The 25,960-nt window shown below is 50.3% G+C and carries 23 protein-coding genes; 15 read left to right on the forward strand and 8 right to left on the reverse strand.

Going from position 1 to position 25,960, the window contains the following annotated elements; translation table 11 throughout:
- Window positions 1-14: 14 nt before the first annotated feature.
- Window positions 15-3,743, reverse strand: coding sequence for a DNA polymerase III subunit alpha (locus NYE29_RS33895; RefSeq protein ID WP_340899470.1), 3,729 nt, complete (start codon window positions 3,741-3,743; stop codon window positions 15-17).
- A 143-nt stretch (window positions 3,744-3,886) separates the two neighbouring features.
- On the opposite strand from NYE29_RS33895, the gene NYE29_RS33900 reads away from it, so the two are divergent.
- The 3 genes from NYE29_RS33900 to NYE29_RS33910 all read left to right on the forward strand — a co-directional run bounded on the left by NYE29_RS33900 (window position 3,887) and on the right by NYE29_RS33910 (window position 5,135).
- Window positions 3,887-4,210 carry a YtrH family sporulation protein gene (locus tag NYE29_RS33900; protein WP_038588909.1) on the forward strand — a complete coding sequence of 108 codons (324 nt, stop codon included), beginning with the start codon at window positions 3,887-3,889 and terminating at the stop codon, window positions 4,208-4,210.
- 7 nt (window positions 4,211-4,217) lie between these two features.
- Entirely contained in the window at window positions 4,218-4,721 is a 504-nt protein-coding gene (locus NYE29_RS33905) for a hypothetical protein (protein WP_038588905.1), read from the forward strand.
- Between the two features lie 96 nt (window positions 4,722-4,817).
- Window positions 4,818-5,135, forward strand: a complete 318-nt coding sequence (locus NYE29_RS33910) for a YtpI family protein (RefSeq protein WP_340899472.1) — start codon at window positions 4,818-4,820, stop codon at window positions 5,133-5,135.
- Window positions 5,136-5,262: 127 nt separating this feature from the next.
- On the opposite strand, the gene NYE29_RS33915 is transcribed toward NYE29_RS33910, so the two are convergent.
- Both NYE29_RS33915 and NYE29_RS33920 read right to left on the reverse strand, forming a co-directional pair.
- Complete coding sequence (locus tag NYE29_RS33915) at window positions 5,263-6,597, reverse strand: DRTGG domain-containing protein (RefSeq protein ID WP_340899473.1); 1,335 nt, start codon at window positions 6,595-6,597, stop codon at window positions 5,263-5,265.
- A 272-nt stretch (window positions 6,598-6,869) separates the two neighbouring features.
- The gene (locus NYE29_RS33920) at window positions 6,870-7,151 is read right to left on the reverse strand and encodes a hypothetical protein (protein ID WP_076110670.1); all 282 of its coding nucleotides are present in this window, start codon (window positions 7,149-7,151) and stop codon (window positions 6,870-6,872) included.
- Window positions 7,152-7,328: 177 nt separating this feature from the next.
- On the opposite strand from NYE29_RS33920, the gene NYE29_RS33925 reads away from it, so the two are divergent.
- Window positions 7,329-7,904 carry a hypothetical protein gene (locus tag NYE29_RS33925; protein ID WP_218642521.1) on the forward strand — a complete coding sequence of 192 codons (576 nt, stop codon included), beginning with the start codon at window positions 7,329-7,331 and terminating at the stop codon, window positions 7,902-7,904.
- Window positions 7,905-8,021: 117 nt separating this feature from the next.
- Here NYE29_RS33925 and NYE29_RS33930 read toward each other — a convergent pair whose 3' ends face one another.
- The gene (locus tag NYE29_RS33930) at window positions 8,022-8,363 is read right to left on the reverse strand and encodes a YlbF family regulator (protein WP_340899474.1); all 342 of its coding nucleotides are present in this window, start codon (window positions 8,361-8,363) and stop codon (window positions 8,022-8,024) included.
- A 260-nt stretch (window positions 8,364-8,623) separates the two neighbouring features.
- Between NYE29_RS33930 and NYE29_RS33935 the strand changes: the two genes are divergently transcribed.
- The 7 genes from NYE29_RS33935 (at window position 8,624) to NYE29_RS33965 (ending at window position 16,913) form a co-directional block, all read left to right on the forward strand.
- Window positions 8,624-9,625: an IS110 family transposase gene (locus tag NYE29_RS33935; protein ID WP_340899475.1), complete on the forward strand. Its 1,002-nt coding sequence runs from the start codon at window positions 8,624-8,626 to the stop codon at window positions 9,623-9,625.
- Window positions 9,626-10,219: 594 nt separating this feature from the next.
- Window positions 10,220-11,587, forward strand: a complete 1,368-nt coding sequence (locus NYE29_RS33940) for a YheC/YheD family endospore coat-associated protein (RefSeq protein WP_076110673.1) — start codon at window positions 10,220-10,222, stop codon at window positions 11,585-11,587.
- A 10-nt stretch (window positions 11,588-11,597) separates the two neighbouring features.
- The gene (locus NYE29_RS33945; RefSeq protein WP_076110674.1) at window positions 11,598-12,764 is read left to right on the forward strand and encodes a YheC/YheD family endospore coat-associated protein; all 1,167 of its coding nucleotides are present in this window, start codon (window positions 11,598-11,600) and stop codon (window positions 12,762-12,764) included.
- A gap of 13 nt (window positions 12,765-12,777) precedes the next feature.
- Window positions 12,778-14,148 carry a YheC/YheD family endospore coat-associated protein gene (locus tag NYE29_RS33950; RefSeq protein ID WP_076110675.1) on the forward strand — a complete coding sequence of 457 codons (1,371 nt, stop codon included), beginning with the start codon at window positions 12,778-12,780 and terminating at the stop codon, window positions 14,146-14,148.
- Window positions 14,145-15,257, forward strand: a complete 1,113-nt coding sequence (locus NYE29_RS33955; protein WP_340899479.1) for a YheC/YheD family endospore coat-associated protein — start codon at window positions 14,145-14,147, stop codon at window positions 15,255-15,257. Before NYE29_RS33950 ends, NYE29_RS33955 begins: the two co-directional genes overlap by 4 nt.
- Window positions 15,258-15,282: 25 nt before the next feature.
- Complete coding sequence (locus NYE29_RS33960; protein ID WP_038588879.1) at window positions 15,283-15,801, forward strand: hypothetical protein; 519 nt, start codon at window positions 15,283-15,285, stop codon at window positions 15,799-15,801.
- The gene (locus NYE29_RS33965) at window positions 15,783-16,913 is read left to right on the forward strand and encodes a YheC/YheD family endospore coat-associated protein (RefSeq protein WP_076110677.1); all 1,131 of its coding nucleotides are present in this window, start codon (window positions 15,783-15,785) and stop codon (window positions 16,911-16,913) included. Before NYE29_RS33960 ends, NYE29_RS33965 begins: the two co-directional genes overlap by 19 nt.
- 769 nt (window positions 16,914-17,682) lie before the next feature.
- On the opposite strand, the gene NYE29_RS33970 is transcribed toward NYE29_RS33965, so the two are convergent.
- Entirely contained in the window at window positions 17,683-18,120 is a 438-nt protein-coding gene (locus tag NYE29_RS33970) for a hypothetical protein (RefSeq protein ID WP_076110679.1), read from the reverse strand.
- Between the two features lie 226 nt (window positions 18,121-18,346).
- Between NYE29_RS33970 and NYE29_RS33975 the strand changes: the two genes are divergently transcribed.
- On the forward strand, window positions 18,347-19,069 hold the full coding sequence (locus tag NYE29_RS33975) for a bleomycin resistance protein (protein WP_083675615.1): 723 nt from the start codon (window positions 18,347-18,349) through the stop codon (window positions 19,067-19,069).
- On the opposite strand, the gene NYE29_RS33980 is transcribed toward NYE29_RS33975, so the two are convergent.
- Window positions 19,044-19,307 carry a hypothetical protein gene (locus tag NYE29_RS33980; protein ID WP_340899481.1) on the reverse strand — a complete coding sequence of 88 codons (264 nt, stop codon included), beginning with the start codon at window positions 19,305-19,307 and terminating at the stop codon, window positions 19,044-19,046. The two genes, NYE29_RS33975 and NYE29_RS33980, sit on opposite strands and share 26 nt — an antisense overlap.
- A gap of 20 nt (window positions 19,308-19,327) precedes the next feature.
- On the opposite strand from NYE29_RS33980, the gene NYE29_RS33985 reads away from it, so the two are divergent.
- Window positions 19,328-20,521 carry a transposase gene (locus tag NYE29_RS33985; protein WP_076114670.1) on the forward strand — a complete coding sequence of 398 codons (1,194 nt, stop codon included), beginning with the start codon at window positions 19,328-19,330 and terminating at the stop codon, window positions 20,519-20,521.
- Between the two features lie 91 nt (window positions 20,522-20,612).
- Here the strand turns inward: NYE29_RS33985 and NYE29_RS33990 are convergent, their stop codons facing one another.
- Window positions 20,613-20,924 (reverse strand): hypothetical protein, encoded by a 312-nt coding sequence (locus tag NYE29_RS33990; RefSeq protein ID WP_340899484.1) that lies wholly within the window; start codon window positions 20,922-20,924, stop codon window positions 20,613-20,615.
- 517 nt (window positions 20,925-21,441) lie between these two features.
- On the opposite strand from NYE29_RS33990, the gene NYE29_RS33995 reads away from it, so the two are divergent.
- Both NYE29_RS33995 and NYE29_RS34000 read left to right on the forward strand, forming a co-directional pair.
- Window positions 21,442-22,905 carry a discoidin domain-containing protein gene (locus NYE29_RS33995; RefSeq protein ID WP_076110681.1) on the forward strand — a complete coding sequence of 488 codons (1,464 nt, stop codon included), beginning with the start codon at window positions 21,442-21,444 and terminating at the stop codon, window positions 22,903-22,905.
- Between the two features lie 55 nt (window positions 22,906-22,960).
- Window positions 22,961-23,743 (forward strand): hypothetical protein, encoded by a 783-nt coding sequence (locus NYE29_RS34000; protein ID WP_076110682.1) that lies wholly within the window; start codon window positions 22,961-22,963, stop codon window positions 23,741-23,743.
- Here the strand turns inward: NYE29_RS34000 and NYE29_RS34005 are convergent.
- Window positions 23,724-25,424, reverse strand: coding sequence for a DUF4127 family protein (locus NYE29_RS34005; RefSeq protein ID WP_340899888.1), 1,701 nt, complete (start codon window positions 25,422-25,424; stop codon window positions 23,724-23,726). The two genes, NYE29_RS34000 and NYE29_RS34005, sit on opposite strands and share 20 nt — an antisense overlap.
- Window positions 25,425-25,960: the final 536 nt, after the last annotated feature.

Consider the following 25,960-nt stretch of genomic DNA (forward strand, 5'->3'; position numbering starts at 1 on the left):
AGGCGGAAATGTTCTTATTTTATTCGGACTGTACCTGCTCCAAGCATCCCCTCGATCGCTGCGAACAGCTCCTGGGACGGCTCAATCCGGTAGCCGTCGCTAAGCGCGAGCAGCTTCTGGTCACGCTCGTAGAACAGCAGGGTGGCTGCAGGGCCGGGATGGGTCTGCAGCAGCGCCTGCAGGCGCGAGAGCAGCGCCGGGTTCTCGGAGTCCGGCGTGATCTTGATAAAGACACGCTGGCTGCTCCCCGCTGCGCCGGAACTCCGGCCAGCGGACTCCACAGCGTCTGCGGCTGCAGGACGCTGGCCTGCCGGTCCCGGCGCTGCGGAGCGCGGGGCTTCCTGCGGCGCCGCTGCTTGCGCGGCAGCGGGCCTTGCGGGCGCAGGCGCGGTAACGCCGCCTGCGGTGCTGCGGGCGGCGCCAGGGCCGCCTGCGCCCGCCCGGGAAGCAGACGCGCCTCCGGGTGCGCCTGCCGTCTGGGTGCGGCCCGCGGCGGACGCGCGGGCGGCAGCTGCGCTGCGGCGCTGCAGCAGGCTGCGAATCGTGTCGGCGCCAAGCGGCGCGACCTCTTCGGCCAGCAGCTTGAAGCCCTCGTCCTCCTGCTGCACCTTGGCGCGCAGGGCCAAGAGCGCACCCTTCTCGATCAGGCTGCGGCTCCGCTTCCACACCTCAGGGAACAGCACGACCTCGCAGCGCTCGATCTGGTCCTCCCATTCGACAAAAGCCATCGCTTTGCCGGATTTTGTCGTAATTTCCTTGAGCGACACAACCATGCCTGCTGTTACGATCTGGCTCTCATCCTCGGCCTCGCCGAGATCCATCAGCCGCTGCATGCCCGGCTCCTCCAGCAGCTCCGCGCTGTCGTCCAGCGGATGGCCGGACAGATACAGCCCGAGCAGCTCGCGCTCCAGCTCCAGCTGCTGGCCGATGGTGAATTTCGGGATATCCGGATAGCGGATTTCCCAGTTCGGCATTTCAATCAGGTCGTCGAACAGCTGGATCTGCAGCTCGTCGCGCTCCTTGCGCCATTTCAGCGCGGCATCGACTGTCTCATCCAGCATCGCAAGCAGCTGTGCCCGGTGGCCTTGCAGACGGTCGAAGGCGCCGGCCTGCAGCAGCGATTCTATCACGCGCTTGTTGCAGACACGGAGATCAACGCGGCGGCAGAAATCCAGCAGGCTGTCGAACGGCCGCTCCTTGCGGACGGCGATGATGTTCTCCACAGCCAGCGTGCCGACATTCTTGACCGCGGCCAGACCAAAACGGATATGGCCGCTGCCTTCTCCCGGCACAGGCGTAAACAGCACGCCGCTCTCGTTGACATCAGGCGGCAATACGCCGATGCCCGTGCGGCGGCATTCCAGCACATATTCGGCCACCTTGCGGTGTGTACCCATTACTGCCGTCAGCATCGCCGACATAAACTGCACAGGATAATGTGCCTTCAGATAAGCCGTCTGGAAGGCCAGCACGCCGTATGCTGCGGCATGGGCGCGCGGGAAGCCGTAATCGGCAAACCTTACAATCATATCATAGACAGCGTTGGCATCGGTCTCCAGATAGCCCAGCCTCAAGCTGCCCTCCACGAAGTGACTTCGCTCTTTATCCAGTGTCTCACGTTTCTTCTTCGACACCGCGCGGCGCAGCAGATCGGCTTCACCAAGCGAGAACCCGGCCATCCGCGAGGCGATTTGCATAATCTGTTCCTGATATACGATGATCCCGTAAGTATCGGCAAGGATCGGCGTCAGATCGGCATGCGGATACTCCACTTCGATTTCGCCGTGCTTTCCGGCAATAAACTTAGGAATAAATTCCATCGGACCCGGGCGGTACAGCGCCAGCACGGAGACTATGTCCTCGAACCCTGAAGGCTTCAGATCCTTCAGCACGCGTCTTACCCCCGCCGACTCCAATTGAAAGACGCCGGTCGTTTCACCCGCACCAAGCATCTCATAGGTTAGCGGATCGTCATCGGGAATGCTGCGGAAATCGGGTGTACTGCCACTCATTTCCTTGATCCAGTTCGTGCAGCGTTCAATAATCGACAAAGTCCGCAGCCCCAGAAAGTCCATCTTGAGCAGTCCGACACTCTCCAGATGCTCCATGGAGTACTGGGTGAGCGCGGTGCTCTCGTTGCCGGCCTGAAGCGGCACAGCATCGGTCAGCGGACCTTTGGAGATGACGACCCCTGCGGCATGTGTGGAAGCATGGCGGGGCATGCCCTCGACCTTCATCGCCATGTCCAGCAGACCTCTGGTCTTCGGATTGCCTTCATACAGCGCCTTAAGATCAGGGCTGCTCTCCAGCGCCCGGGCAATGCTGATGCCGAGCTGGCCAGGAATCAGCTTCGCAGCCTTGTCCACCTCGTTATAGGGCAGGTTCAGCGCCCGGCCCACGTCACGCACGGCCGCCCGCGCTGCCATCGTTCCGAAGGTGATGATCTGCGCCACATGCTCCTGGCCGTATTTATCAACAACATAAGCGATGACCTCATCGCGCCGTTCGTCGCTGAAGTCGATATCAATATCCGGCATCGTGATCCGCTCGGGATTCAGGAAACGCTCGAAGAGCAGATTGTACTTCAGCGGATCGACATCGGTAATCCGCAGACTGTACGCGGTCAGGCTGCCTGCGGAAGATCCGCGGCCCGGTCCGGTAGCGATGCCCTGCCGGTGGCAATAGGCAATGAAGTCCCAGACGATCAGAAAATAATCGCTGAAGCCCATGCTCTCAATGACACCCAGCTCATAGTCGAGCCGGTTCTCGGCTGTTGCCTTTTGCTCCGGCGAGGCCCACAGCGGTGTATCCGCATAACGCTCCTCCAGCCCGCTGCGGCACAGCTCACGCAAATAAGCTGCCGCATCCAGCCCTTCCGGCAGCGGGGAATATTCCGGCAGAATATGGCCCCCGAACGTCAGCTCCAGATTGCATTTCCCGGCAATGGCCCCGGTGTTGAGAATGGCTTCCGGCACATGCGGGAACAGTGCCGCCATTTGCTCGCCGCTTTTGAAAAAGAGCTGGTCCGTCCCGATCTTCAGCCGTTCCTCATCATCCACCGTCTTGCCGGTGCCGATGCAGATCAGCACATCCTGTACCTCGGCATCCTCCTTGGCCAGATAGTGCACATCATTCGTGGCGACCAGCGGAATATCACATTCGGCGGCTAGGGCGATCAGCTTCGGATTCACCCGCTTTTGCTCCGGAATGCCATGATCCTGCAGCTCCAGATAGAAGTCCCCGCCAAAAATCTCTTTATATCTCAGCGCCGCCCGGCGCGCTTCGTCATCGCGCCCATGCAGCAAATGCTGCGGCACCTCGCCCCCCAGGCAGGCGCTGAGGCAGATGATGCCTTCAGCATGCGCGGCCAGGGATTCCATATCGATGCGGGGCTTGTAATGCTGGCCTTCCAGATGGCCGATCGAGATCAGCTTCATCAAATTTTTGTAGCCGGTTTCATCCTTGGCGAGCAGGATCAGGTGGTAGATCGGCTGATCCTTGCGGCTGCCCCGCTCACGCCGCGAGCCGGCAGTCAAATAAGCTTCACAGCCGATGATCGGCTTGATGCCATTAGCCTTGCAAGCTTTATAGAAGGGGATTGCCCCGTACATCACGCCATGATCGGTCAGCGCCAGCGACTTCATGCCGTATTCGCCGGCCCGGCGCACGAGATCGGTAATGCGCGCCGCCCCGTCCAGTAAACTGTATTCGCTGTGCACATGCAAATGCACGTAAGGGCTCATATCCCCACTTCCCTTCAGTCAACAATCAAAACATAAGATGAAACTATTTTATCATATTAAAGGGGGAATCGCCCATAGAATGGAGTAAGAGCACAAGGACAGGCTGAGCTGACGAACAGGCCTGGTCCGGAAAGGGGCCTTGTATGAACGTGTTTTTGAGCAAAGCCGTCCTAGACTTCTTTATTGCCTGCGGCATCGTACTGGGTGGAGCCATGCTGGGCGGAATCGGTGCGGTAGTCTCCCTGCAGCCGCCTACACAGACTATGCTGGATATCGCAGACCGGATTAAAATCTGGGCGCTTGCCGCCGCTGTAGGCGGAACGATTGACCCGATGCGGGTCATTGAGAGCAACATGCTGGGAGGCAACCTCTCCCCCGCCATCAAGCAAATTCTCTATCTAGTATTTGCCTTCCTGGGCGCTCATATGGGCAGCGAGCTGGTCAAATGGGTGTGCGGCAAGGGGTGATGCCGGAATGAGAATTCCCCCGTTCCACCGCTACCGCCGCTTCTCGCAGATTTCCGCCGTTTTTGTACTCGGCATGGTCGCAGGAGCTGTCGCGTACAATGCTATTTTTCATATGGGGTATAATGTGCTCTGGCTGAACAATCAGGATCTTCGTGTGCAGATCGAGCAGTACCGGAAGGATATCCAGACACTCAAAAAATACAACAACACCTCTACCGTCATCCGGGAGATCAAGCTGCGCACAGAGGACAGCAAGGTTAAGGACGGCGCTGCGGCTCTTGATCCCGTAACGACCAAAGAGATTATCAGCAAAATGGTCTCCGACCTTGAACCGATGCGCGGACGCAGCATGTTCGAAATCGACACGGACGGCAAGCTGGCCCGGCTGCTCCTGGACGGTAAAATATACATCGTGCGCGAAAAAGAATACGCGGTCAAAATCCGCACCATGCTCGTCATGGAAGGGGTACTGCAAATCTGGGTGGAAATTAATCCGTATAAGCGCAGCTGAGGTCAATCATGCTACAATAGTGGACAGGTGATATACGGTTACATCATAGGGCAAAACTATCATTTTCCACTACATTGATAAAGGAGCTGCCTGTCCATGATTCTGCTCATCAAGTATGTGCTGTTTGTCCTGCTGGTGGTTTGTATGATCGGTGCCGCCGTGTACAGCTTATCCTCACGCAGAGCGTCAGATCCGATGGAAAAAGGCCGCAAGCGCGCTATTATGAATGTGCTGCTCGGCGCCATGCTGGTGACGCTGTCGCTGATATCGATGTTCCTCTTCCGCGGTTCCACGGTCAATGTCATCGTGGAGGCGGTTTTCCTGGTGATCGGTGCCTTCAACATTTTCTCCGGACTGCGCAGCCACGGATACTACAGCCGGAACAGGAATGAAAATCATTTTACCCGCCATTAGACTGGCGGCATTACCGGCATCCTCAGCATCCTTAAGTGAAACCGGTTCAATTAGAAGACCACCGCTGTATCGTATATGTGTAAAAGACTATCCCGGCGGGATAGTCTTTTTGGTAGAACATGAAGGTTCAGCCGTGGTCGATCGACTGCAGCATCAGCACCGCTTTGGCAACTATTGTGTCATTGTGGGAGATCTCAATTTCCAGCTTGCAGGTCCGGCGGCTGATCTCCAGCAGCCTCGGCAAGACGATAACCGAATGTTCAATCTGCACCGGGCGGATAAAATACGTTGACATATTGTCCAGCACGTAGTCGTTCCCGGTAATGTCCTTAGCCGCCTTGAAGGCGGAAAGCGTCATCAGCGTGGATAACACACCTTCGGAGATGGTACCCAGATCCGTCGCCATTTGCGGTGTGATGAAGCCGTGGAAGAACAGCTTTCCTTCCTCGTCCCGTTCCTCGGCAAAGCCGTTCCAAATCAGGTGGTCGAAAGTCTCCCCGAGCTGCGGCTGATTGCTGACGTCACGCAGGCTCTGCAGTACCTCCCGGCGGGTCAGCGAGCCCACAAGCTTGCGGTTGCGGTCCACGATGGGCAGGAAGTCAATACCCTCCCACATCATGATCTGCGCCGCCGAGGCCAGCGACGTCTGCAGGGCCGCTGTGACTGGGCTGCGGATCATCGCCTTCTCGATGCTGTGCTCCTCGCTGAACTCCTCCACATCCCTGCGGCCGACGATGCCGATAACCCGGTTCCATTCATCCGTAACCGGGAAACGCAGTTCGCCGCTGGTCTGTGACAGCATCCGCAATTCCCCTACGGTGCTTGTGACTTTCAGGGTGTTCAGCCGCGGCTTGTTATCCACGATATCTTCAACCAGCATGATCTTTTTCTTAATCAGCCTGTCAAATATGGCCCGGTTAATCATGGAGGCCACAGTAAACGTATCATGTCTTGAAGAGATCACCGGCAGGTCCAGCTCGTCAGCAAGCGCCTTGACCTCACGGCTTGTCCCGAAGCCCCCCGTCACAAGCACGCCTGCACCCTGCTCCAGCGCAAGCGAATGCACATCATCACGGTTACCCACGATCAGCAGGCTGTCAGCGTCGATATAACGGATCATAGCATCAACCTTCATCGCGCCGATGACATATTTATGGAGATGCTTATTCAGGCCGTTCACTCCGCCGAGCACATGTCCTTCTACTATATCCACTACATCCCCGAAGGTAAGCTGATCGGATATATTCCGCGGCTTCTTCTCAACGCGGACAGTACCGATGCGCTCCTTCGTAATGACAATGCCGAGATTCTCGGCCTCTTTCACTGCACGGTAAGCCGTACCTTCGCTGACCACCATTTCCTTAGCCAGCTTGCGGACGGAAATTTTGGTGCCAACCTTAAGACCTTCAATGTGCTGGAGCAGCTGTTCATGTTTTGTAATGTTATCGCCTTGACCCTCCAACTGTTACACCCCCATAGCCCGATCTGTACTATTCTGTACCTATTATACACGGAGGCAACAGTGGAGTACAACAGCAACGGAAGCTTAGATTTGGCTATATCTGTGAACATATTGCTATACCGGAGCAAGCCTGAAACACACTGCGCCTCAGGCTTCGACTTTACAGCTAAGCAACTACGCAACAACCCCTGCCCCCGCCAAAACGGCGGATGCAGGGGTTGTCCTGACTGCGGAAGAAATTCGGGAACGGGACTACTTTTGGCGGAATTACATCATCTTTCTGCCACACGGGACTCCTCATTCCATTTGCCCTGCCACTGCTCCAGCTTATGCTTGCGGACAGACTCCAGGCGTTTCTGTTTCTCTTCATCCACACCGATTATAAAATGCAAATGTGACGCTATCACCAGAAAGGCAAAAACGCACCAGACCACGCCGAACCCCAGCACCCAGCCAGGCCCGTTCTGAAAGGACAGCTTGGGCAGTGCATAGAGCAGCATGGCCAGTGCCGCCAGCAAATACACACCATGCTTGAACTTGTTTCTTTTCTTCATTACAGACAGCTCCTTCTCTCTTAAAAGGTTGTTCCATGGAATCTATATCTCTACTCTATGAACATGCAGCCGGAATTATGAGACAAGTTGCAAAATACTTCCGGGAAGTAATCTACACCATAGCCTGCACCGTTCTGATATGAGATGATGTTAGCATTACGGGGAGGCGATTCTACATTGAATAACGCATTCAATCATACCGAGTACATAATCCGCAAAAAGGTTTTTTCCATTATGGGCGCTAAGCTGCACATCTACAACAGTTCGGAAGAGCTTGTGCTCTATTCGCAAATGAAAGCCTTCAAACTTAAAGAGGACATTGCACTGTTTACGGACGAGAGTATGGAAAAGGAGCTGTTGCGCATTAAAGCCCGTAATGCGATCGACTTCAGCGCGACCTACGATGTGCATGACTCGGAGACTGGTGAACATATCGGGGCGCTCCGCCGCAAGGGGCTCAAATCGATCCTGAAGGATGAATGGACCATCCTGGATCAGCGGGATACCGAAATCGGGCTAATCAAAGAAAACAGTACACTTATGGCTCTCCTGCGGCGCTTCATCACTCTCATTCCGCAAAAATATAACATTGAGCTTGGGAATACCGTCATTCCTGCCTTCCGGCAAAATTTCAATCCCTTCGTCACCAAAATCATCGCCGACTTCTCCGAGGACCGCAGCGGCCAGCTGGACCGCCGTCTCGGCCTGGCTGCCGGGATTCTGCTCTGTGCGGTGGAAGGCAAGCAGGAGTAATCTTCATCGCTATAAACAACAAACAGGAGGGTGTCCTCTAGCCATCAGGCTAGGAGACACCCTCCTGTTGTTCATACATTGCAGCCACCCCAGGCAGCAGTGTGATCGGATACAGAATTATTGACCGCCGTACATTTGCGACAGGCTGTCGGTGATGATTTTGTTCACGTCCTCGATAACGACACTTAGGCGGCGTTCCGCATCAAACAGGCGACGGATGCCCAGATTCAGGTTCAGCACCTCGAACAGCTTCTCCATCTTCTCCATTTCTTCCTGTGGAGGCATCTCCCCGCTCATCATGCGCTGCTGCAGCTCAATCTGGTTCTGCCGGAAGCTGTCGAGCATCCGTTTGCTTTCCGGATCGGCCTCAATTACCTTCATAGCGCTGGAAATATCCGAAAACTCTGTACTTTCCTTAATGGCTCTCGCCAGTTCATGCGCCTTGTCAATTACGTTCATTATAATTCCTCCTAAATTTTAATGCCCTTGCGGGCACAATGTGTTATGAAAATAGGCTTGAGGTTTAACCGACAAGCATCCTGTACATACCAGATACTAAGCAGGACAGGTGAAGTCGGTAAACTTATTGTGTGTACGACCTCGACTCCTAAATTGAAATACGGCCGTCTTCGAGTACAATGTATTGTTGCCCCGAGCACCTCCATCAAATTTCACTGGATCGGACGGCCCGTAGCCCTGCCAAGAAAGGATGTTTTGTTTTGGATGCTATTCGTCAATGCTGTGCCGGCCTGGATGTTCATCAAGCCACGATTGTCGCCTGTCTTCTCAAAGGACCTTTAGACACCAAACCCACCAAACAGATTCGCGAATTCCCTACCGTCCTCTCCGGTCTTCTCTCCCTCGCCGATTGGCTGGAGCACGAAGGCTGCACCGACGTCGCGATGGAAAGTACCGGGGTCTTTTGGAAACCCGTCTTCAATGTCCTTCAAGATTCCTGTTCCTTGACCGTCGCCAATGCGGCTCATGTCAAGAATATCAAGGGACGCAAGACCGACGTCAAGGATGCGGAGTGGCTGGCCCAGCTTCATCGCTGCGATCTCATTCGCAGCAGCTTTGTGCCGCCTCAAGAGATCCGCAACCTCCGTGATTTGACCCGTTACCGCAAAAAACTCAAAGGCCACGAGGCTTCCGAACGCAATCGCATTCACAAGGTACTTGAGGATGCTAATATCAAACTCTCCAGTTTTGTCTCCGACCTCTTTGGTGTTTCGGGTCGCCTTATGCTTCAAGCCATTGTCAATGGCGAGGTCCTCGAACCTGACGTGATCGCCGACTTGGCTAAAGGCAAGCTTCGCGCCAAACTTCCGGAGTTGACCGCCGCCTTGAACGGGCGCGTTACCAAGCACCACCGCCAAATGATTTCCCATTCCTTGAAGCATCTGGCCTTTCTGGAATCCTCTATTGCTGAACTGGAGGCTGAGATGGACATCGCCTTTGCTCCTCATCTCCCGAAGCTTCAGCTCCTTCAGAGCGTTCCCGGTCTCGGTCCCCATACCGCCAAGATTCTCGTCGCAGAACTCGGGATCGATATGTCTGTGTTCCCGTCCGCTGCCCATCTTGCTTCCTGGGCCGGACTCAGTCCAGGCAGTAACGAAAGCGCCGGTAAAAAAAAAGTTCGGCTACCCTCAAAGGCAACTCCGCACTTCGCAGCGCACTCGTCGAAGCCGCTTGGGCCGCCAGTAAAACCCGAACGTTTTTAGGGGCAAAGTTCTGGGCCCTCGCCCGCAGGCGGGGTAAACCCAAAGCCATTGTTGCCCTCGCTCATAAATTACTCGTCATCGCCTATCACATCTTGAGAACGAATGATCCTTACCGGGAGCTTGGTACCGACTATTTATTTGGGCGAAATGCGATTTCTTCCGAAGATCGTTTAATCCGCCAACTGCAACGACTCGGGTACACCGTTCAGAAGCCGGGGCCCTCCCTATAGCCCTTTTTAAAAGGAGCTTTTTAAGCCTCCCGGGCATCCTATTGCCTTTTTTAGCGGTCACCTCGCAAGGGAGCGATTCGTTTGGACAAGAACCCGTAAAAGTCACTTCGTCTGTCCGCGTTATTTTCCCATCAAAAGTTTTGTAAGCATTGCTTCCTGACTGAGCCTCGTTCAAAACTCGCTTCGGAAGCATCTGCCTAAGTTTTGTAAGCATTGCTTCCTGATTCGCTTCGTTCAAACCCGGCACGGCTTTTTAAAGAATAGGTCAATCACCAAGGGTCAGATGTCTCCATATGATGAATGATATGTAACCCTTAAGATTCATATTGCCGGCATCATGCTGCCTACTGGAAGGAGATCCACGATGTCCAAATTCAAGATCCCGGTCCACACGGTCCACTCGGGCATCCTGCAGGAAAACGCTGTAATGCTGGGCGAAAAATCCATGAAAAAGCTCAAAATACCCGCACACGGAACGATCCGGCTCACGTTCGGCTCTTTCCGGCAGGAGGTCACCGTCATTCCGGTTCCCAAAGCCGACAGTCTGCGCGTAAGCGAAGCGCTGGCACGGAAACTCGGACTGCGGCAACGGCTTTCACTGAACGCTTCATACAGCTCCGGCAGCCGCACCTTGCGGCTCGGACCGCTGATTGGGGTTCTGGTGAGCCGGGACCATCCGGACCGTCCCGAAAGGGTATTCGGCCCGATCACCCTGTTCTGCCGGGAGCTTACCAATGCCTGCCATGCACAAGGCGCCTATGTATATTTCTTTACCCCGGAAGGGCTGGAAACACACAGCTCCTCCATTGAGGGCTGGGTATACGACGAGGGATGGCGGAAGCTGAGTCTGCCTATTGCCGATGTGATTAACAATCGGCTTACGACTCGAAAGGTGGAGAATAAACCTAGCGTACAGCATTTTTTGGCGGATGTAAAATCCCGCTACGGAACTCATTTCTTCAATGAAAAGTTCCTTGACAAGACAGAGGTGTTCGAAGCACTGGCACAGGATGCCGCCCTGCAGCGGTATTTGCCGGAATCGCATGCCCTAACCGGCTTCGCTGTATTAAAAAGAATGTGCAGCAGCTATCCCAGTGTCTTCCTGAAGCCGGTACGCGGCAGCCTTGGAAAAGGCATTCTCCGCATCTCCAAAGATGAGGGGGGCGGCTACCGGCTGCTGTCCACGACACCGCTTGGCACGCGTAAACAAGTCTATCCGACCTTGGCGAAGCTATTTCAATCCATTGCGCCCAAGATGAAAACCACCCGCTACCAGATTCAGCAGGGGCTTCCTCTACTAGAGCTTGGACGGCGTCCGGTAGATTTCCGGGCACTCGTGCAGAAGAACGGCACCGGTAAGTGGGGCGTCACCTCTATAGTTGCCCGTACCGCCGGAAGCAACCATTTTGTCTCCAATCTGGCGCGGGGCGGCACGCTCAGCACTGTCCGCGAGGCCATCGGCAAGAGCGGCCTCTCGTCCGGGACCAAAGAAAGCACACAGCTGCAGCTTCCACGGGCGGCTCTGGCGATAGCCAGGGGTGTGGAAACCTATATCCCCGCGCATTTCGGGGAGCTCGGCATTGACCTTGCCCTGGATCAGTCGGGAAAAGTCTGGCTGCTGGAGGTCAACTCCAAACCGTCCAAAAACGACAACACGCCCCTCAGTGATGTGAAAATCAGACCGTCCGTCAAACAGATGATTCTATATTGCCGCTACTTGGCCGGGTTATAAGGAGGGCATTATGACAGAGACAGCAATGGGGTTCCTTGGCATCATGACGGGCCGCCGCCGCGGGAATCCTCCCATCGCGGAACCGGAGTTCTGCAGTCAGTTATGCCGGGTAGCCCCGCTGTATGATCTGCAGGTGCTTATCTTTCACCCGGAGGGAGTTGCAAGAGACGGCCAATCCATACGCGGCTATATCTGGAATGACGGACAGTGGCAGCCTACCCTGGCAGCTCCGCCCGACATTCTGTATAACCGTTGTCTATACTCAAGCCTGCAGGAAAAAAGATCCGCCGCTTCCGCCCTGGCTGCCTTATCCCGGTCGCTTCCCTGGTCGCGTGGATTACCTGATAAATGGAGCGTCTATGAAATTTTGCGGCGCAGCCGCAGAGCTTCCGCATGGCTGCCCGAGACCAGACTTTACACTGGTACCGGTGATTTGGGCACGATGCTCGCAGAAAGAGAGGACGGCGTTTTTCTGAAGCCAAGGTCCGGTACCCATGGCAAACGCACAATCCATGCAAAGCGCCTAAGCAATAACGAGGGCGGGCGCATAAGCTTAAGAGGTCGTGATGAGGCAAATGTCCCCTTTGAGAAAGGTTTCCGCACGCTGGACGAAGGTCTGGGCTGGATCCATGACTTTATCGGCCCGCGCCGCTATATTATACAGCCTTACCTTCATCTGACCGGCAGCGGAGGACAGCCGTTCGACGTGCGTGTACTAATGCAGAAGAACGGCAGAGGCGTCTGGACGCTTACCGGCATGGCTGTCCGGTTGGGCAGCCGCGGTTCGTTGACCTCGAACCTCCATGGCGGGGGAACAGCGGTTCCTGCCCAGCCCTTCCTGCTTGCAGAATACGGCAAGACGGGAATCGAGCTTATGGAGGAACTTGCAGCAGCATCGGCTTTACTGCCGCCGCTGTTGGAGGAATCATGCGGCAGGCTGGGAGAACTCGGCCTGGACTTCGGTATCGATGAAGGTGGCAGGATCTATCTGCTTGAAGCCAATTCCAAACCAGGGCGCACGGTGTTCCGGTTGACGGGCGACCGCCGGGCTGCTAAGCTCGCCGCCGAGAACCCCCTGCGCTATGCGCGTCATCTGCTGCTGAATTCAGCAGCAAACCGCAAGCCATCTACGCGGCAGTTCCGTTACAAACGGGAGAATGATATCAATGGTTCCTAAGGAGGATTCATAAATGGGTCTCACTTTTTGCAATGTGCATTTCACCAAGCAGCCCCAAAGAGTTGTCTACGTCTCGGGTGAACTGATGAAAAGCCTGAAACTAACCGGCAAGAAAAATATCCGCCTGCGGCTCGGAAAAGATGCCATTCCGGCAACGATCAAGCCGATCAAACGTGCCGGCAAGCATCTGTTCCTCGCCACTGGAGTAAAGAGTGCAATCAAGGTCCCCAAATCAGGCGGCATCTATCTGCGCAACCTGCAGGATGAAGTACAGCTTGGACCGCTGGTCGGTGTATTGTCCGACGGCCCCGGGTCCTCGACGAGCCCCTTCGGGTCCCGCACCGGCTTTATTAAGCAGCTCCTGAGGGAAGGCAGCAACAGATGTTATATTTTCGCCTTCATGCCGCGTGACATCGACTGGCAGCAGGAGCAGGTGAACGGCTTTTTCCTGAATGCAAGCGGCAAATTCGAACGCAAAGTAGTACCGCTGCCGGATGTCGTATATAACCGTCTGCCCAGCCGCAGAGCTGAGGTATCCCCCTATATTAACCAGTTGCGTGAACGGTTTGCGCGCAAGAGAATTCCGTACTTCAACTGGAGCTTTTTCAATAAGGCAGATATCTACCGGCTGCTGGAAAATGACGGGGCAGCAAACCGCTATGTACCGGAAACGCACAGCAACCCTAATCCGGATAAAATGCGGGAGATGCTCGAACGGCATCACTTTGTCTACTACAAACCTTCCGCAGGCAGTCTTGGCCACGGAATCTACCGGCTAACCTACCTGCCAAAGAAAGGCTATTTCGCCCGGTATCGCCGGAGCGGTAAAAATGTGCTGCTGCGGTTTACCAGCTTCGACAGCCTCATGCGCATGCTGCGCGCCCGCCATGGCCAAAGCCTGAGTAATTATGTGGTGCAGCAAGGCATCCGCCTGATCGAAATTGACTCCTGCCCCATTGACTTCCGCTTCCATATGCATAAGAACGGCAGCAATCAATGGGTGGTCGTAGGCATCGGAGCCAAAAAAGCCGGCAGGGGCAGTGTGACCACCCATTTGAAGAACGGGGGCGCCCTGCTGACACCGCAACAGGCCCTGGGCCGCGTATTCGGCGCCAGAGCGGATGAAGTGCTGCAGCGGGCGAAAACAACTGCCGTCAAGCTGGCCGAGTCGCTGGAGACCCAGCACCACCATCTGCTTGGCGAAATCGGCTTTGACCTTGGAATTGACCAGGATGAAGATATCTGGATGTTCGAGGCGAACGCCAAACCGGGACGCTCGATCTTCCGCCATCCTTCCCTGCGCGCTGAGGGCAAAGCTTCCATTGAGCACATCCTGGAGCATTGCCTCTATCTCAGCAAATTCCGCAGGAGGGATGATCTGTGAACAGCCGAATCCCTGACCCGAGCAAACCCGTAATAGCTATACTAACGACCAGTGACAGAGTAAAGCAATTTCGCGGCAACCGCAATAACTTCCGCGATATCATCCGCACCGGCAGAGAAATGGGCTTCCTTGTGTACGTTGTGACTACGCGTGACTTAAAGCTGGAGGAGCGGACGGTGAACGGCTACGTCCCTTCCCCCAGCGGCAAGCTGTGGTACAGCATTCCTGTCCCGCTGCCGCAGGTCATTTATAACCGGATTTCCAATCGTGAAGAAGAAGAAAGAGCACCAGTCGCCCGCAAAATTGCCGAGTGCCTGGAGCATGACCATATCAAGCTCTACAACCCGAGTTTTTTTAATAAATGGGATTTGTTTGAATGGCTGAAGGCATCGCGCGCAACCTCGAAGCATGTGCCCAAAACGAGACGGCTGCGCAGCTCAAACACCCTCATCGCCATGCTGAGTACTCATGACAGCCTCTACCTGAAGCCGGAAAGCGGCAAAGCCGGAAAGGGGATTATGCGGCTTAAATACCGCGAGGATGTAAGCCTGCCCTATAGGCTGCAGATACAGAGCGGCAAAAAGAACGCGACCTACAAAGCGGCCTCCATGGACCGCTTGTGGGCACGGATCAGCAAGGAAAAAAAACAATCCCGTTATATTGTGCAGCAAGCCATTCAGCTCGCAACACACCACGGGCGGCCTTTCGATCTGCGGGTACTCCTGCAGAAGAATAGCCGGGGAGGCTGGGCAGTGACCGGAATCGGTGCAAGGCTGGCCGGCGCCCGGAGCATTACAACCCATGTGCCGCGCGGGGGCAGCATTGAAGAGCCGGCAACCATGCTGGAGGGAACCTTCGGTCCAGAAAGAGCCGCAGCTATTCTCAAGAATGTCCCCACCACCGCGCTGCTGATTGCCCGCCAGATTGAACGGGCCTCCGAAATGATGCTGGGTGAGATGTCCATGGATCTTGGTGTCGATGAGGCCGGTGACCTGTGGTTCTTCGAGGCCAACTCGCGGCCGATGAAATTCGACGAACCGGCCATCCGCAAGCTGTCCCTGGAGCGGATTTTTCAGTACAGCCAGCATTTGGCCCGCATGAACAAGTAGAAACCTGTAAAGGAAGTGACACGCCATGCAGATATCCTCTATCTACGACAGCAGTCCGGGCCAGTGGAATTCCAGATTGGCCGGGCTGCTGGAATTTTTGAGGGAGTACGGGGAGCAGCGGATTACGCTTCGTGCATGCAGGATGCTGGCCCGTCTGACTCCGGAGCAGCTTGCCGAGCCGGGCGTCTCTCTGCTTGTCGCCACCGTACGCGGTCAAAGCGGCCGTCAGCTGGCAGGCGTGAGCTTCGTATCCGGCTACGGCAAAGAAGCCTGTCTTGTTGCTGTCCATCCTCTATACCGGAACAGACATACCGGTACAGCCCTGCTGTCCGGGCAGCTGGAGCGGCTCGGCCGCCTGGAATGCAACGTCGCTACCGACAATACGGCAAGCCTGAAGATGTGCTTTAACAGCGGGCTTGCCGCTGTGGCATTGAAGAGCGGACCTACCGGCAAGCCCACGCTGCTGCTGCGGTCGCCCCAGAGCAGAGGCAGCGTGGAAATTTACCCACAAGAAGGTGAGCTCCTGTGCCAGAACCCGTCTTAGGCATCCTTACACTGTACCTGAACGACGCCAAACAGCTTGAAGAGAAGAGTGTATACAGGAGGATGATTATTGAAGGCAGCCGCATTGGATTGGATGTCTTTGTATTCACCCCCGCAGATGTGAATCCCGGTAAAGAGTTGATCCATGCAATGGTCTACGATCCGGGGAGCGGCAAATGGTCGCGCAAATGGCGGCCATTCCCGAATATGATCTATGACCGCTGCCGGATCCAGCGCAACGCCCGCTTTCAGCAGCTGCTCAAATTCCGCTCCCGCTATAATCATCTTACCTTTCTGAACCGGCCGCTGCGCAATAAATGGACCGTTCACCAGACCTTTTCGCAGAAAAGCCGCTTCCGCCAGCATATGCCGGAAACTTTGCTATATCAGTCTTCCGCCGATCTGCACCGGATGCTGAAATTCAGCCCTGTTGTCTACGTCAAACCGATCAACGGCACCGGTGGACGCGGCATCCTGCGGATTGAACGGCAGCGGGACGGCAAGCAGCTCTTCGATATCCAGGGACGCCGCCAGAACCGGCAGATTATTGCCCCCCGCAAGGTGTCGCTCACCCGTCTGGAGTCCATTGTGCGCCAATGGTGCCTCGGCGGACGCTTCCTGGTCCAGCAGGGCATCCCGCTGCGCCTGCCCAGCGGACGCTACCACGACTACCGCATGCTCGTGCAAAAGAACGGCCAAGGCGTGTGGGAGCTGACCGGCATGGCCGGCCGGGTGGGAGCAGCCCGCAGTGTAACGTCTAACCTTCACGGCGGCGGACATGCGGTACGTGCGGAAGTCCTGCTGAAAGAATGGCTCGGCAGCGAAGAAAAAGCAACCAAGGCCATGAAAACGGCTGAAAAGCTGGGGCTTGAAGGGGCCGCTTTCCTTGAGGACAGCTTCGGCGCTCTGTGCGAGCTGGCGCTGGATCTCGCTATCAACCGCGAGGGAAAGATTTATGTGCTGGAGGTCAATCCCAAGCCGGCCCGCGAAGTGTTCGCCCGTACCGGGGACAGCGCCACTTACCGCAAAGCGATGCTGCGCCCGCTGGAATATGCGATGTGGGTGTATAAGAACAAGAACACGCCGAGTCCGGTGAAGACAACTGATGAGTAAATCTGTTACTCAAAACCAAACAACCGCCTCTCTGAGTGATTCAGAAGGGGCGGTTGTTGTTGCGAAAGTTGAGTTTAATTTCAAAAAAACTATTCAGAGGATTGAGACAATATTTACATATACCCCTGGGTACTCTATGAATGCTAGAAGATGCATATACGAAAAGAATACCACACCTCCCTTTAAATTTATAAAGTATGATAATGCAAACATATATCCTAAGAAATGCATTAGTTGTTTTTTGGAAATTTCAATATCCATAGTGCTATAACAAGAACTAATTGTATTAAAAAGTACGAAAAAGGAAACAAAATCATCAATTCAACAAAGCCATCGTCAAATTTAAAATCAATAAAACCAGATCCAGTGGCCTTATTCTCTTGAATTTTATTTAGGAAGAACAGAATACTAATACTAGGAATAGTACTTATACAAAGCCAAATTAAATTATATCTAAACTTTCTGGTTACTAATGACATCATGCAAGTTACGTACAGTAGAATTATTAGAACAGAATAAACTATAAATATTTGCCTTATCCCTTCTCCCCCCCACTTTCCTACTTTTAAATCCATAATATGAATAACAAATAAATGCAAAATCACAATAAATAGCACTTGTGAAATTGCTCTTATCCTAGTAATAAATTTGTTTTTCAATTATCTACACCTCACAGTTATGCAGTTATGAATCTGATAGATATTCCTGCTGCAACGCAACCATACACTAATCACCATGGTGCTTGAATGGTGCTTGAATGATGCTTGAATTATGATTTAACTTCTTTTCTTATTTTGATGAGATAATATAAAGCCAAAATAAATTGGATTACTAAAATAATCCCAGGAAGCAGAATGAGCATTTCCACCTGATATTTTGGGAATAATTCAATAGAAACGACAACTGCATCCTCACTATCTCCACTAGTTTGTATTGCTTTGAAAAATAACAAAAGTAAAAAATTTGGGAGCGTAGTTAACAGAAACCAGGTGACATCGTACTTAATCCTCTGAGTCCTTATAAACAAAAAGGAATTAATAAAACATAAAAATAGCGGCACAAAGTATACCTTAAATGAGAATTTTAATAATCCTGTCCCCCAGCCCTCTATCCTTATCTCAAGAAAATAAATCAAAATTAGATGTAATCCAACAACTATTAGTACATAAAGAATGGCTTGGAGTAAGGTCTTTATCAATTTCTCCATTTGTCTCCCCTTTTAGGACAAAATCACATACAGATATCACGATCTCCAATAGACTAACAGACTTTGTAGCCTTCAAATAATCCTTAAAGGTGTTGACGGGTTCATTATGTTTTTCATTGAAAAATAAGGAGATATTCGAGTAACCCTTATCATTTGCACGAATGTTGTACTATTAGAGGGTAAGCTGATTTCTTGAAAAACATTAAACTCTCGGGAGGTTCGAAACTTGTCAACAATCAGTAACGGGACAACAATCCCTATATTTCCTTGCAGCGCCATAGACGAACAGCTGAATTTCTATCAAGCATTAGGGTTTGAAATAACTTATCGGCAAGCCAAACCAAACCTTTACGCTTGTGTCCGTCACCGGATTGCGGAATTACATTTTTTTGTGCTCAAAAAACTGGAACCCGCAAACTCTTACAGTATATGCTATGTAAATGTTCCAGACGTGGATGCTGTGTACAACGAATTTTGCGGGAATCTAAAAAAAGCCTATCACAAGGTCCCTTCCAAAGGTTTGCCTAGGATCACCAAGGTCAATAATCTTGCAGAGGATCGGAGATTCAACCTCATCGACCCTGCCGGCAATCGATTGATAATTGGACAAAAGCATGCCTCATCCATGCCAACTGAACAAGAACCTCCGTCAAGATTTGCCACTGCCTTCGAAACCGCATACCAATTGGCCTATGCCAAAGATAAACCCGCTGACGCAGCGAAAGTGCTTGACCTTGTGTTCTCGAAAGATGAAGAAGCAACATTAACACTACAGTACAAAGCTTTTGTATTACGAGCCGATATTGCTGCATCCATGGATGAAATCGAACTTATGAGTAGTTTTATTGAAAAAGTCGACAGTTTATCTTTGACAGGTGCAGAGCTTGAAGAAGTGGTAGAAGCAACCGCAAGATTAGATGAACTCAAAGCCAAACAACCGCCAATCTGAATGAGTCAGAAGGGGCGGCTGTTTTAGAAATAACAACAGGCCATTCATTCTCAGTTATTTCCATTTCATCACACTCATCATTTGGATAGCAGTATGTAATACCTTTCTCATAATGCACAAATATTTTTATATGAGCATTTTGCATTAATCTAAGCCCTTGGTACACAAAGAGATTTTGAGCATAAAAAAGGACTTCACCCCAACTTGGAGAAGTTTTTTGGTAACGACACCAAAACACTCAAGAGGAGGAAGTCCCCTTTGTATATTCTCCAAGAAAGTCTATTTTCCTTTGAGGAGCTTCAAAAAATCGAATCAAAAGAGCGATTGCCCATCTTTTTCAGCGCACTGGACCTGCGACCTTACGCGAGACAATTGAGAAATCCTTCACCCCGAGGAGCGGACGGGCACTGCCGTCAAGGCATTCTTCGCGCATTACTCGCGGCTCCCTTAGAGAACATCGATACGTTCACCGGCCTAGCGCGCAGACTGGAGTTTGACCTTCGTTTCCGTTACCAATGTGGACTTCGGCTGGACATCCCCGCCCCTTCAATTTCCACGTTAAGCCGGGTTTTTGCCGAGTTGACTCGCAAAAGCCTTGCCAAGCAGTTGTTTGAGGATCTTGTGGCTCAGTGCCAAGAAGCTGGAATCATCGACGGCACTCATGTCGCCATCGACAGCGCAGCCATTCACGCCTACGAGAAAAAAGAACCCAAGCGAAAAAGCGAGCTCACTGGCCATGCCAACTGGGGTGCAAAGTTCGACACCTTCGGCAACAAAGTCAAGTGGTTTGGCTATAAGCTGCATCTGGCCGTCGATGCCAAGAGTGAACTTCCTATGGTGCTCCAGGTGACTCCTGCCCATGTGAACGACGGAGACGAAGGGCCTGCACTCATGACGATTGTCGCTGCAAAATCCAAAGTGAAATTCTTCATGCTGGATGCGGGCTACGACCAAATGAAAAACTACGAGGCGGCCCGGAACGTCAAGGCGCAAGCCATTATTCCGCTGAATCCACGAAATGAAAAGGAACCGCCAGCGGGGATCACCCGCAAAGGCACGCCTTGTTGTTCGATGGGATTTCCTATGACGTATTGGGGACAGGAAAAGGTACATTTGAAATTTCGTTGTCCACATGCGACAGGTCAAGTGGATTGTCCTTTGGGTATGGTCACTTGTTCGTCGTCCAATTATGGAATGGTGGTTAAAATCAACAGTCAAACGGATCTCCGGCGTTACGCGTTGCCGCATCGGGAAAGCCGAGGCTGGAAGGAACTTTACAATAAACGAACCAGTGTAGAACGCTGCAACTCTCGAATGAAGACCTATTTAACTGCAGACCAGCTTCACGTCTGGGGGATTCAAAAAGTGACAACACACCAATATTTGAATGCGATTGTGTTACTTGCCTCTGCACTTGCCATCGTCAAGCAACGAGTCCAAAACGCCGCTTGAAATTTCAAATTCATTGAAATTCTGCCCGTCTGTCCATTTATCGCTCCGCTCTCACAACACTGAGATTTCGCTGTGGCCTAACCATGGACTCTCAATCGAAATATGAATTATGCAAAATGCTCATATAATTCGCTTTAGATAGATCATAAAATAATAAACTCACTTTTTTAAATTTTTTGCTTTTAGCCACATCCACAAAAAATTCGACCTCATCTTTTGTAATGGCTCCCTCACTTTGTTTCACTAGTACTACAACATAATATGTTTTTAATTCCTTTACTCTTTCCTCGCTTGTTTGAGAATCGATTAGATATGGAATATGTTGATTGTTAATATCCGCTTGGATTTTGTTTATGAATTTATCATTACTTTCTATACTCACTTTATGGAAATAATCGTCCACATTAGATATCCACCCTAGAACTAGAGGGGCCACAAGAAAAAAGACTATTGAAATAATAAAACAGATTATCATCAGGTTCTGATTATTGTTTTTTATCGAGTGTATTATGAATAGTAGATAGCAGAGCACAATTGCCAATAAGATGAGACTGGGAATTACAGAACTGTCATATTGAGGCTCAATATAATTGGTTCCCCTATTCGTATTGAATACTATATTCACTACTGACAACCAAATTCCCACTCCCGCAACGGCACTAAATATGATGAATAATATGCTAACTAGAACAACCAGGATATATCTCCTCCTTTCGATTTCCCCTTTTAGGTAATTATCGGATTATATCCCTTGTTTGCATACGTACCACGAGGCATTAGGAGGAATTACAATGGCTTCCACTCTTTTGAACCGAATTCCCGTATACAAGTTACATTCAATCTTAGTATAATTTAACAGGAAATTATTTCATTTACCATTGTTGAAAAATACTATGTGACTTATGAAAGGTGCTAAAAGAATGAAGCTTTTAAAAAAAGCATGCTTGATATCGTCAATACTTGTGCTTCTTTGTAACTTGAGCCAAGTGTATGCTGAACCAGCCGATGTAGAGTCATTGAAAAATAACGCCAGCTATTATCAATACTCCAATGGGAGCAGCAGATTGAATTATAAAATATCCCCCTCTGAAACAACTTATTACCTATACGACTCCAACGGCAATACGACTAAAAAAATCAGTTCAAAAAAACCTCCCATGTTTACCTCTTCTGAATATAGTGGTTTTGAAGCTTATAGATTAGGTGACAGCAGCTCTAGCACCTTTTGGTCAAGTAATGGTCACCCTGTAGAAACTGGACAGGAATGGGTTGCTACGGATTTAGGTGAAAATCATATGATTAGTGGAATCAGTTTAACTCCCAGAACCACATTAGGCTTTCCAAAAGATTTCAAAATCCAATTCAGTGATAACGCTGTAACATGGTCTGACGTCCCACATCAGTCTTATACAAACTATGTTAATAACGGTTCTGTGCAATCGTTTAAATTTGATAGTTCAGTGGTGGCCAGATATGTTCGGGTGTATGCAACAAAGTTGGGGAAAGATGATATGGGCAACTATTACTTTCAATTATCCGAGTTCAATGCTGATCTTAGCAATATTGCAGCCTCATCTAGCTTGCAAGGTTGGTCTGTTAACAGATTAACTGATAATAATACCTCCACCCTTTGGTCTACTCCGGCTCATGGGAGTGAATCAGCTACAGAGTGGATTGCCTTCGATTTAGGCAACATGGAGACCGTAGGCAGTATTAGCTTAACTCCCCGAGGAACCTATAGTTTCCCTAAAGATTTCAAGATCCAGACCAGCAATGATGCTTTAACTTGGTCTGATGTTCCAAACCAAAGCTATACCAATTATGTAAATAACGGAAGTGTGCAAACCTTTACTTTTGAGAGCTCAGTACTGGCTAAGTATATCCGGGTCCACGCCACTAAACTAAGTAAGGATGACATGGGCTCGTACTATTTCCAGCTTGCCGAATTCAAGGCTAACATCACCAATGTGGCTGCATCATCAAGCTTAATTGACTGGCCTGCCAGCAGATTATCAGATAATAATACTGCGACTTCGTGGTCAAGTGTGGCACATAACAATGAGTCAAACACAGAATGGGTTATTTTGAATTTAGGAAGTATAAAATCGGTTAGCGGAATTACGCTAACCTCGCGGGCAACCTTAAGCTTCCCAAAGGATTTCAGTATTCAAGCTAGCAATAACGCTATACTGTGGACAGATATTCCAAATCAATCATATGCCAATTATGTTAATAACGGATCTGCGAAGAATTTCAATTTCACTACTCCCGTTTCAGCAAAGTTTATAAGGATTTATGCGGCGAAACTTAATGCTGATGATAGGGGGAGTTATTATTTTCAACTGAATGAAATAAAGGCTACTCTCAGTAGCCTAAAACTCTAATCATAGCAAAAACCCACCTGAATCAGGTGGGTTTTTATCAAGGAGACTTTATTTAATGAAAAAGAAATGGTTTTTTTCTTCTTTCCTCATATTTAATCTCTTGTTATTTAACTTTAATAACTTCATCTTTGCTGATTCTTACGAGCCGGCTCCGAATGAACAGATTAAAACAACTATACAAAATGAATTCAAATTAAAGTATCTTAATTCGTTGAATTCAGTGAAATCAGAATACGGCCTCGATGGAAAAGAAAATTTTGAAAATGTACAATTAAGTTCAGGAACTGCTTACTACAAAATATCTGATAATGCAAATAGTAGTGAGTTAGTTTTTGCAGGTTATATCTTTTCAATAAAGTTGAATAATATAGATGTTGGAACAATTTATTCAAACAATGACTCAGGCTCGTGGGAGATATTCAACATTACTAGTAATATAAATAATGAGCAATCATTTTTAGCAACACAATCATCCCTTAAAGAAGGAGAAGACATAAAACTTGTTAGTGACGTTAGATATGGTATAGATGCTTTATACATCCATGGGATAGCAGGGGAACGCGTAATAGATCTGAACAGCAACAACGCTACATCAGGTAGCCTCCACGCAGAGAATACAATATCCAAATCCGTTTTTGATGAAAAAATAAAAAACATTAAGGAAAAACGGGCTGCTTCTCCTACTAAAAACGGAGTCCTTGAAATGGGGGCAGGACAAGTTAATTTCACTGAACCTGAGGCTACCTCTAATAACCTTCCAGTAATTTTATTTCTTTTTGGCGTTATCTTAGTTATTCCTGTCTTATTTGTCTTAACACTTATTCTAAGGTTACATTAGGACTCAAGGTAATCTCAAAAGCACGGCCCCAAATAAAATCAGGATCATCATGAAGGAGTTCTGCACTGACATATTCCGAAAATGACCAAGTGGTTCCACAAATCTGGCGGACGTTATAAGCCGTTCCAGAACCGCCGTTAAGGAATGTACTTTTCCCGGAAAGTGAGGCTGTATGCGTCTGCATCCGCTCCCTCAGCACGTCTTGTAAATGCAAATAGTCTGCTGGACTATTGAACAAAATCATATTTTGATCTGCAATCGTAGCGATATTTGTATACAAAGAATTGGCTCTCGAGTACTCCCGGATTTCACCAATGGCCAACGTTTTGTAATAATAGTCTTTCAAGAATCGCTTAAACAAAAGCGTACCGTGAGCGTTGACTGCTGAACTGAGTGCCTCAGCATCTTTTTCCGTAACCAAGTACGTATACCGCGCCTGGCCCATACCCAGTGCAATCCCGATCTTGTTACCTGGTGTGTTCCAGCCACTGTATCCTAAAATACTCCCCGTATGCTCGCTACTCAGCAATGCTTCGGTTACAGTGGCATTCGCTGCGCCACCACCCACGAAATCAATGACTACAGTTGGAACGTGCTGGGTACTATTGGCAGCAATCCGGCTGACCGCAGCCGTTACCTGATTCGCAGCAGTTATCGCGATAATTTCTAAGGTAGGTGAAGTGCTCACAGACTTTCCGCCAACAATATCCACATGACGCAAAATATTTTGATGCACATCCATATATTCATATGGACTGGTGATGGTGGAGCCATGTGGTCCAAAGTATTGCACGGCATACCTTGGCTTTATTCCGCAGCGGTAGAGCTGATTCGCCATACGTGCCACTAGCGCCTGCCCCAGTCCGTCTGCATCTGGAAGAATAATAGCCCGATCTGGGTTTTGACCATTCGTTCCGCCAAGACAAGTATTGATGCGCCCTTCCAGAAAGTTAATCTCATTGATTTGTACCCCCTGCGTATTGGCATCATCGACACCCACCGCAAGGAAATCAATGTATCCCGCTTGGACCAGCTTCTCTAGAATGTAACGATTACTCTTGAACTTGTGCTGTCTGGTATTGTAATACTGGTCTTTATTAAAATGGGCCGTACTGCCATAAGAACCGGTTGGCGACAAGTGATATCCGGTGAGAATATCAGCAAACTGTGAAAAACTTTTCCGTGGCTGCAACATGAAACTGCGTGATTCTGTATAGGCTTCAAAGGTTAAACCTTCTGCATAAATCGTTGTGGCCAACCTCAAAATGGTATCCATTACATAGACCGGCTTCTTAGGATAAGATTGTTTAACTAAACGAATCACGTCGAGCAAATTCGTGATAGTCGCATCATAATCCGGGTAAGCTCCGCCTGCACTCGTCCGAAGACGGCGACTTCCGATCAAGCCCCCATAAGCTAGCATATCTGTTGAGATGATAAAGCCATCTACAGAGGCTGCATTATCAAGAATAAACTGCCGGATGTTTGCGGTATTTCCATAGGCGGGCGAAGAGGTCGCCAGTAATGTTGTTCCCGATGCTGTCTTTTGTGAATCCAGCCGGTTTCTAAGGTCGCCCACGCTTGGCGTGATCACATTGATCCCCGCCGATCTCCCTTGGACAATGACATCATCCAGATTGACCGGTCTATCATCCAACGGTACATACAGTACATTTTTCATTTTTATCAAGCTCCCTCCTAAACCCATGTCGTTCTCCTTTATTTGCGCCTTCACTTACAGGGTAATTTAAGCGGACGTAATACAACCAAAAAAAATATTTTGTTTGTTGTTCGTCCAGCGAGGTACTGGGGCACCGGGGGGCAAAAAAAAGACCTTGAGGACTATTATATCCTCAAGGTCTTACACCGAAAACCTGTTATTGTATTTGCCTTTTTAACTCTTCAATATCATCAGTAGTTTTTAGCATGCATTTCTTTAAGTACTTTTTTCGAAGCTTTTGCAATTGATTTTTTCAAAAAGTAAACTTCTGTATCAAGTGAAGCAACTACCTCCAAGCCAAACCTTATTTCTTCGTATAAAATGATGTTCTAACAGGTGAAGATTCATGTGATTTTATGCATTTATTCCACCCTGTCAAAATGAGGAACGAGTGCAAAGCAAACTAAACAAACTGACGCCAGTGGAGTACCGGCGCCGCTTTGCAGCCTAGGTGTTTTTTCAAAGTTTATTTTTGGGATCTTGACCGCTAGTCCTAA

The sequence above is a fragment of the Paenibacillus sp. FSL M7-1046 genome, from assembly GCF_038007405.1.
Taxonomy (GTDB): domain Bacteria; phylum Bacillota; class Bacilli; order Paenibacillales; family Paenibacillaceae; genus Paenibacillus_AQ.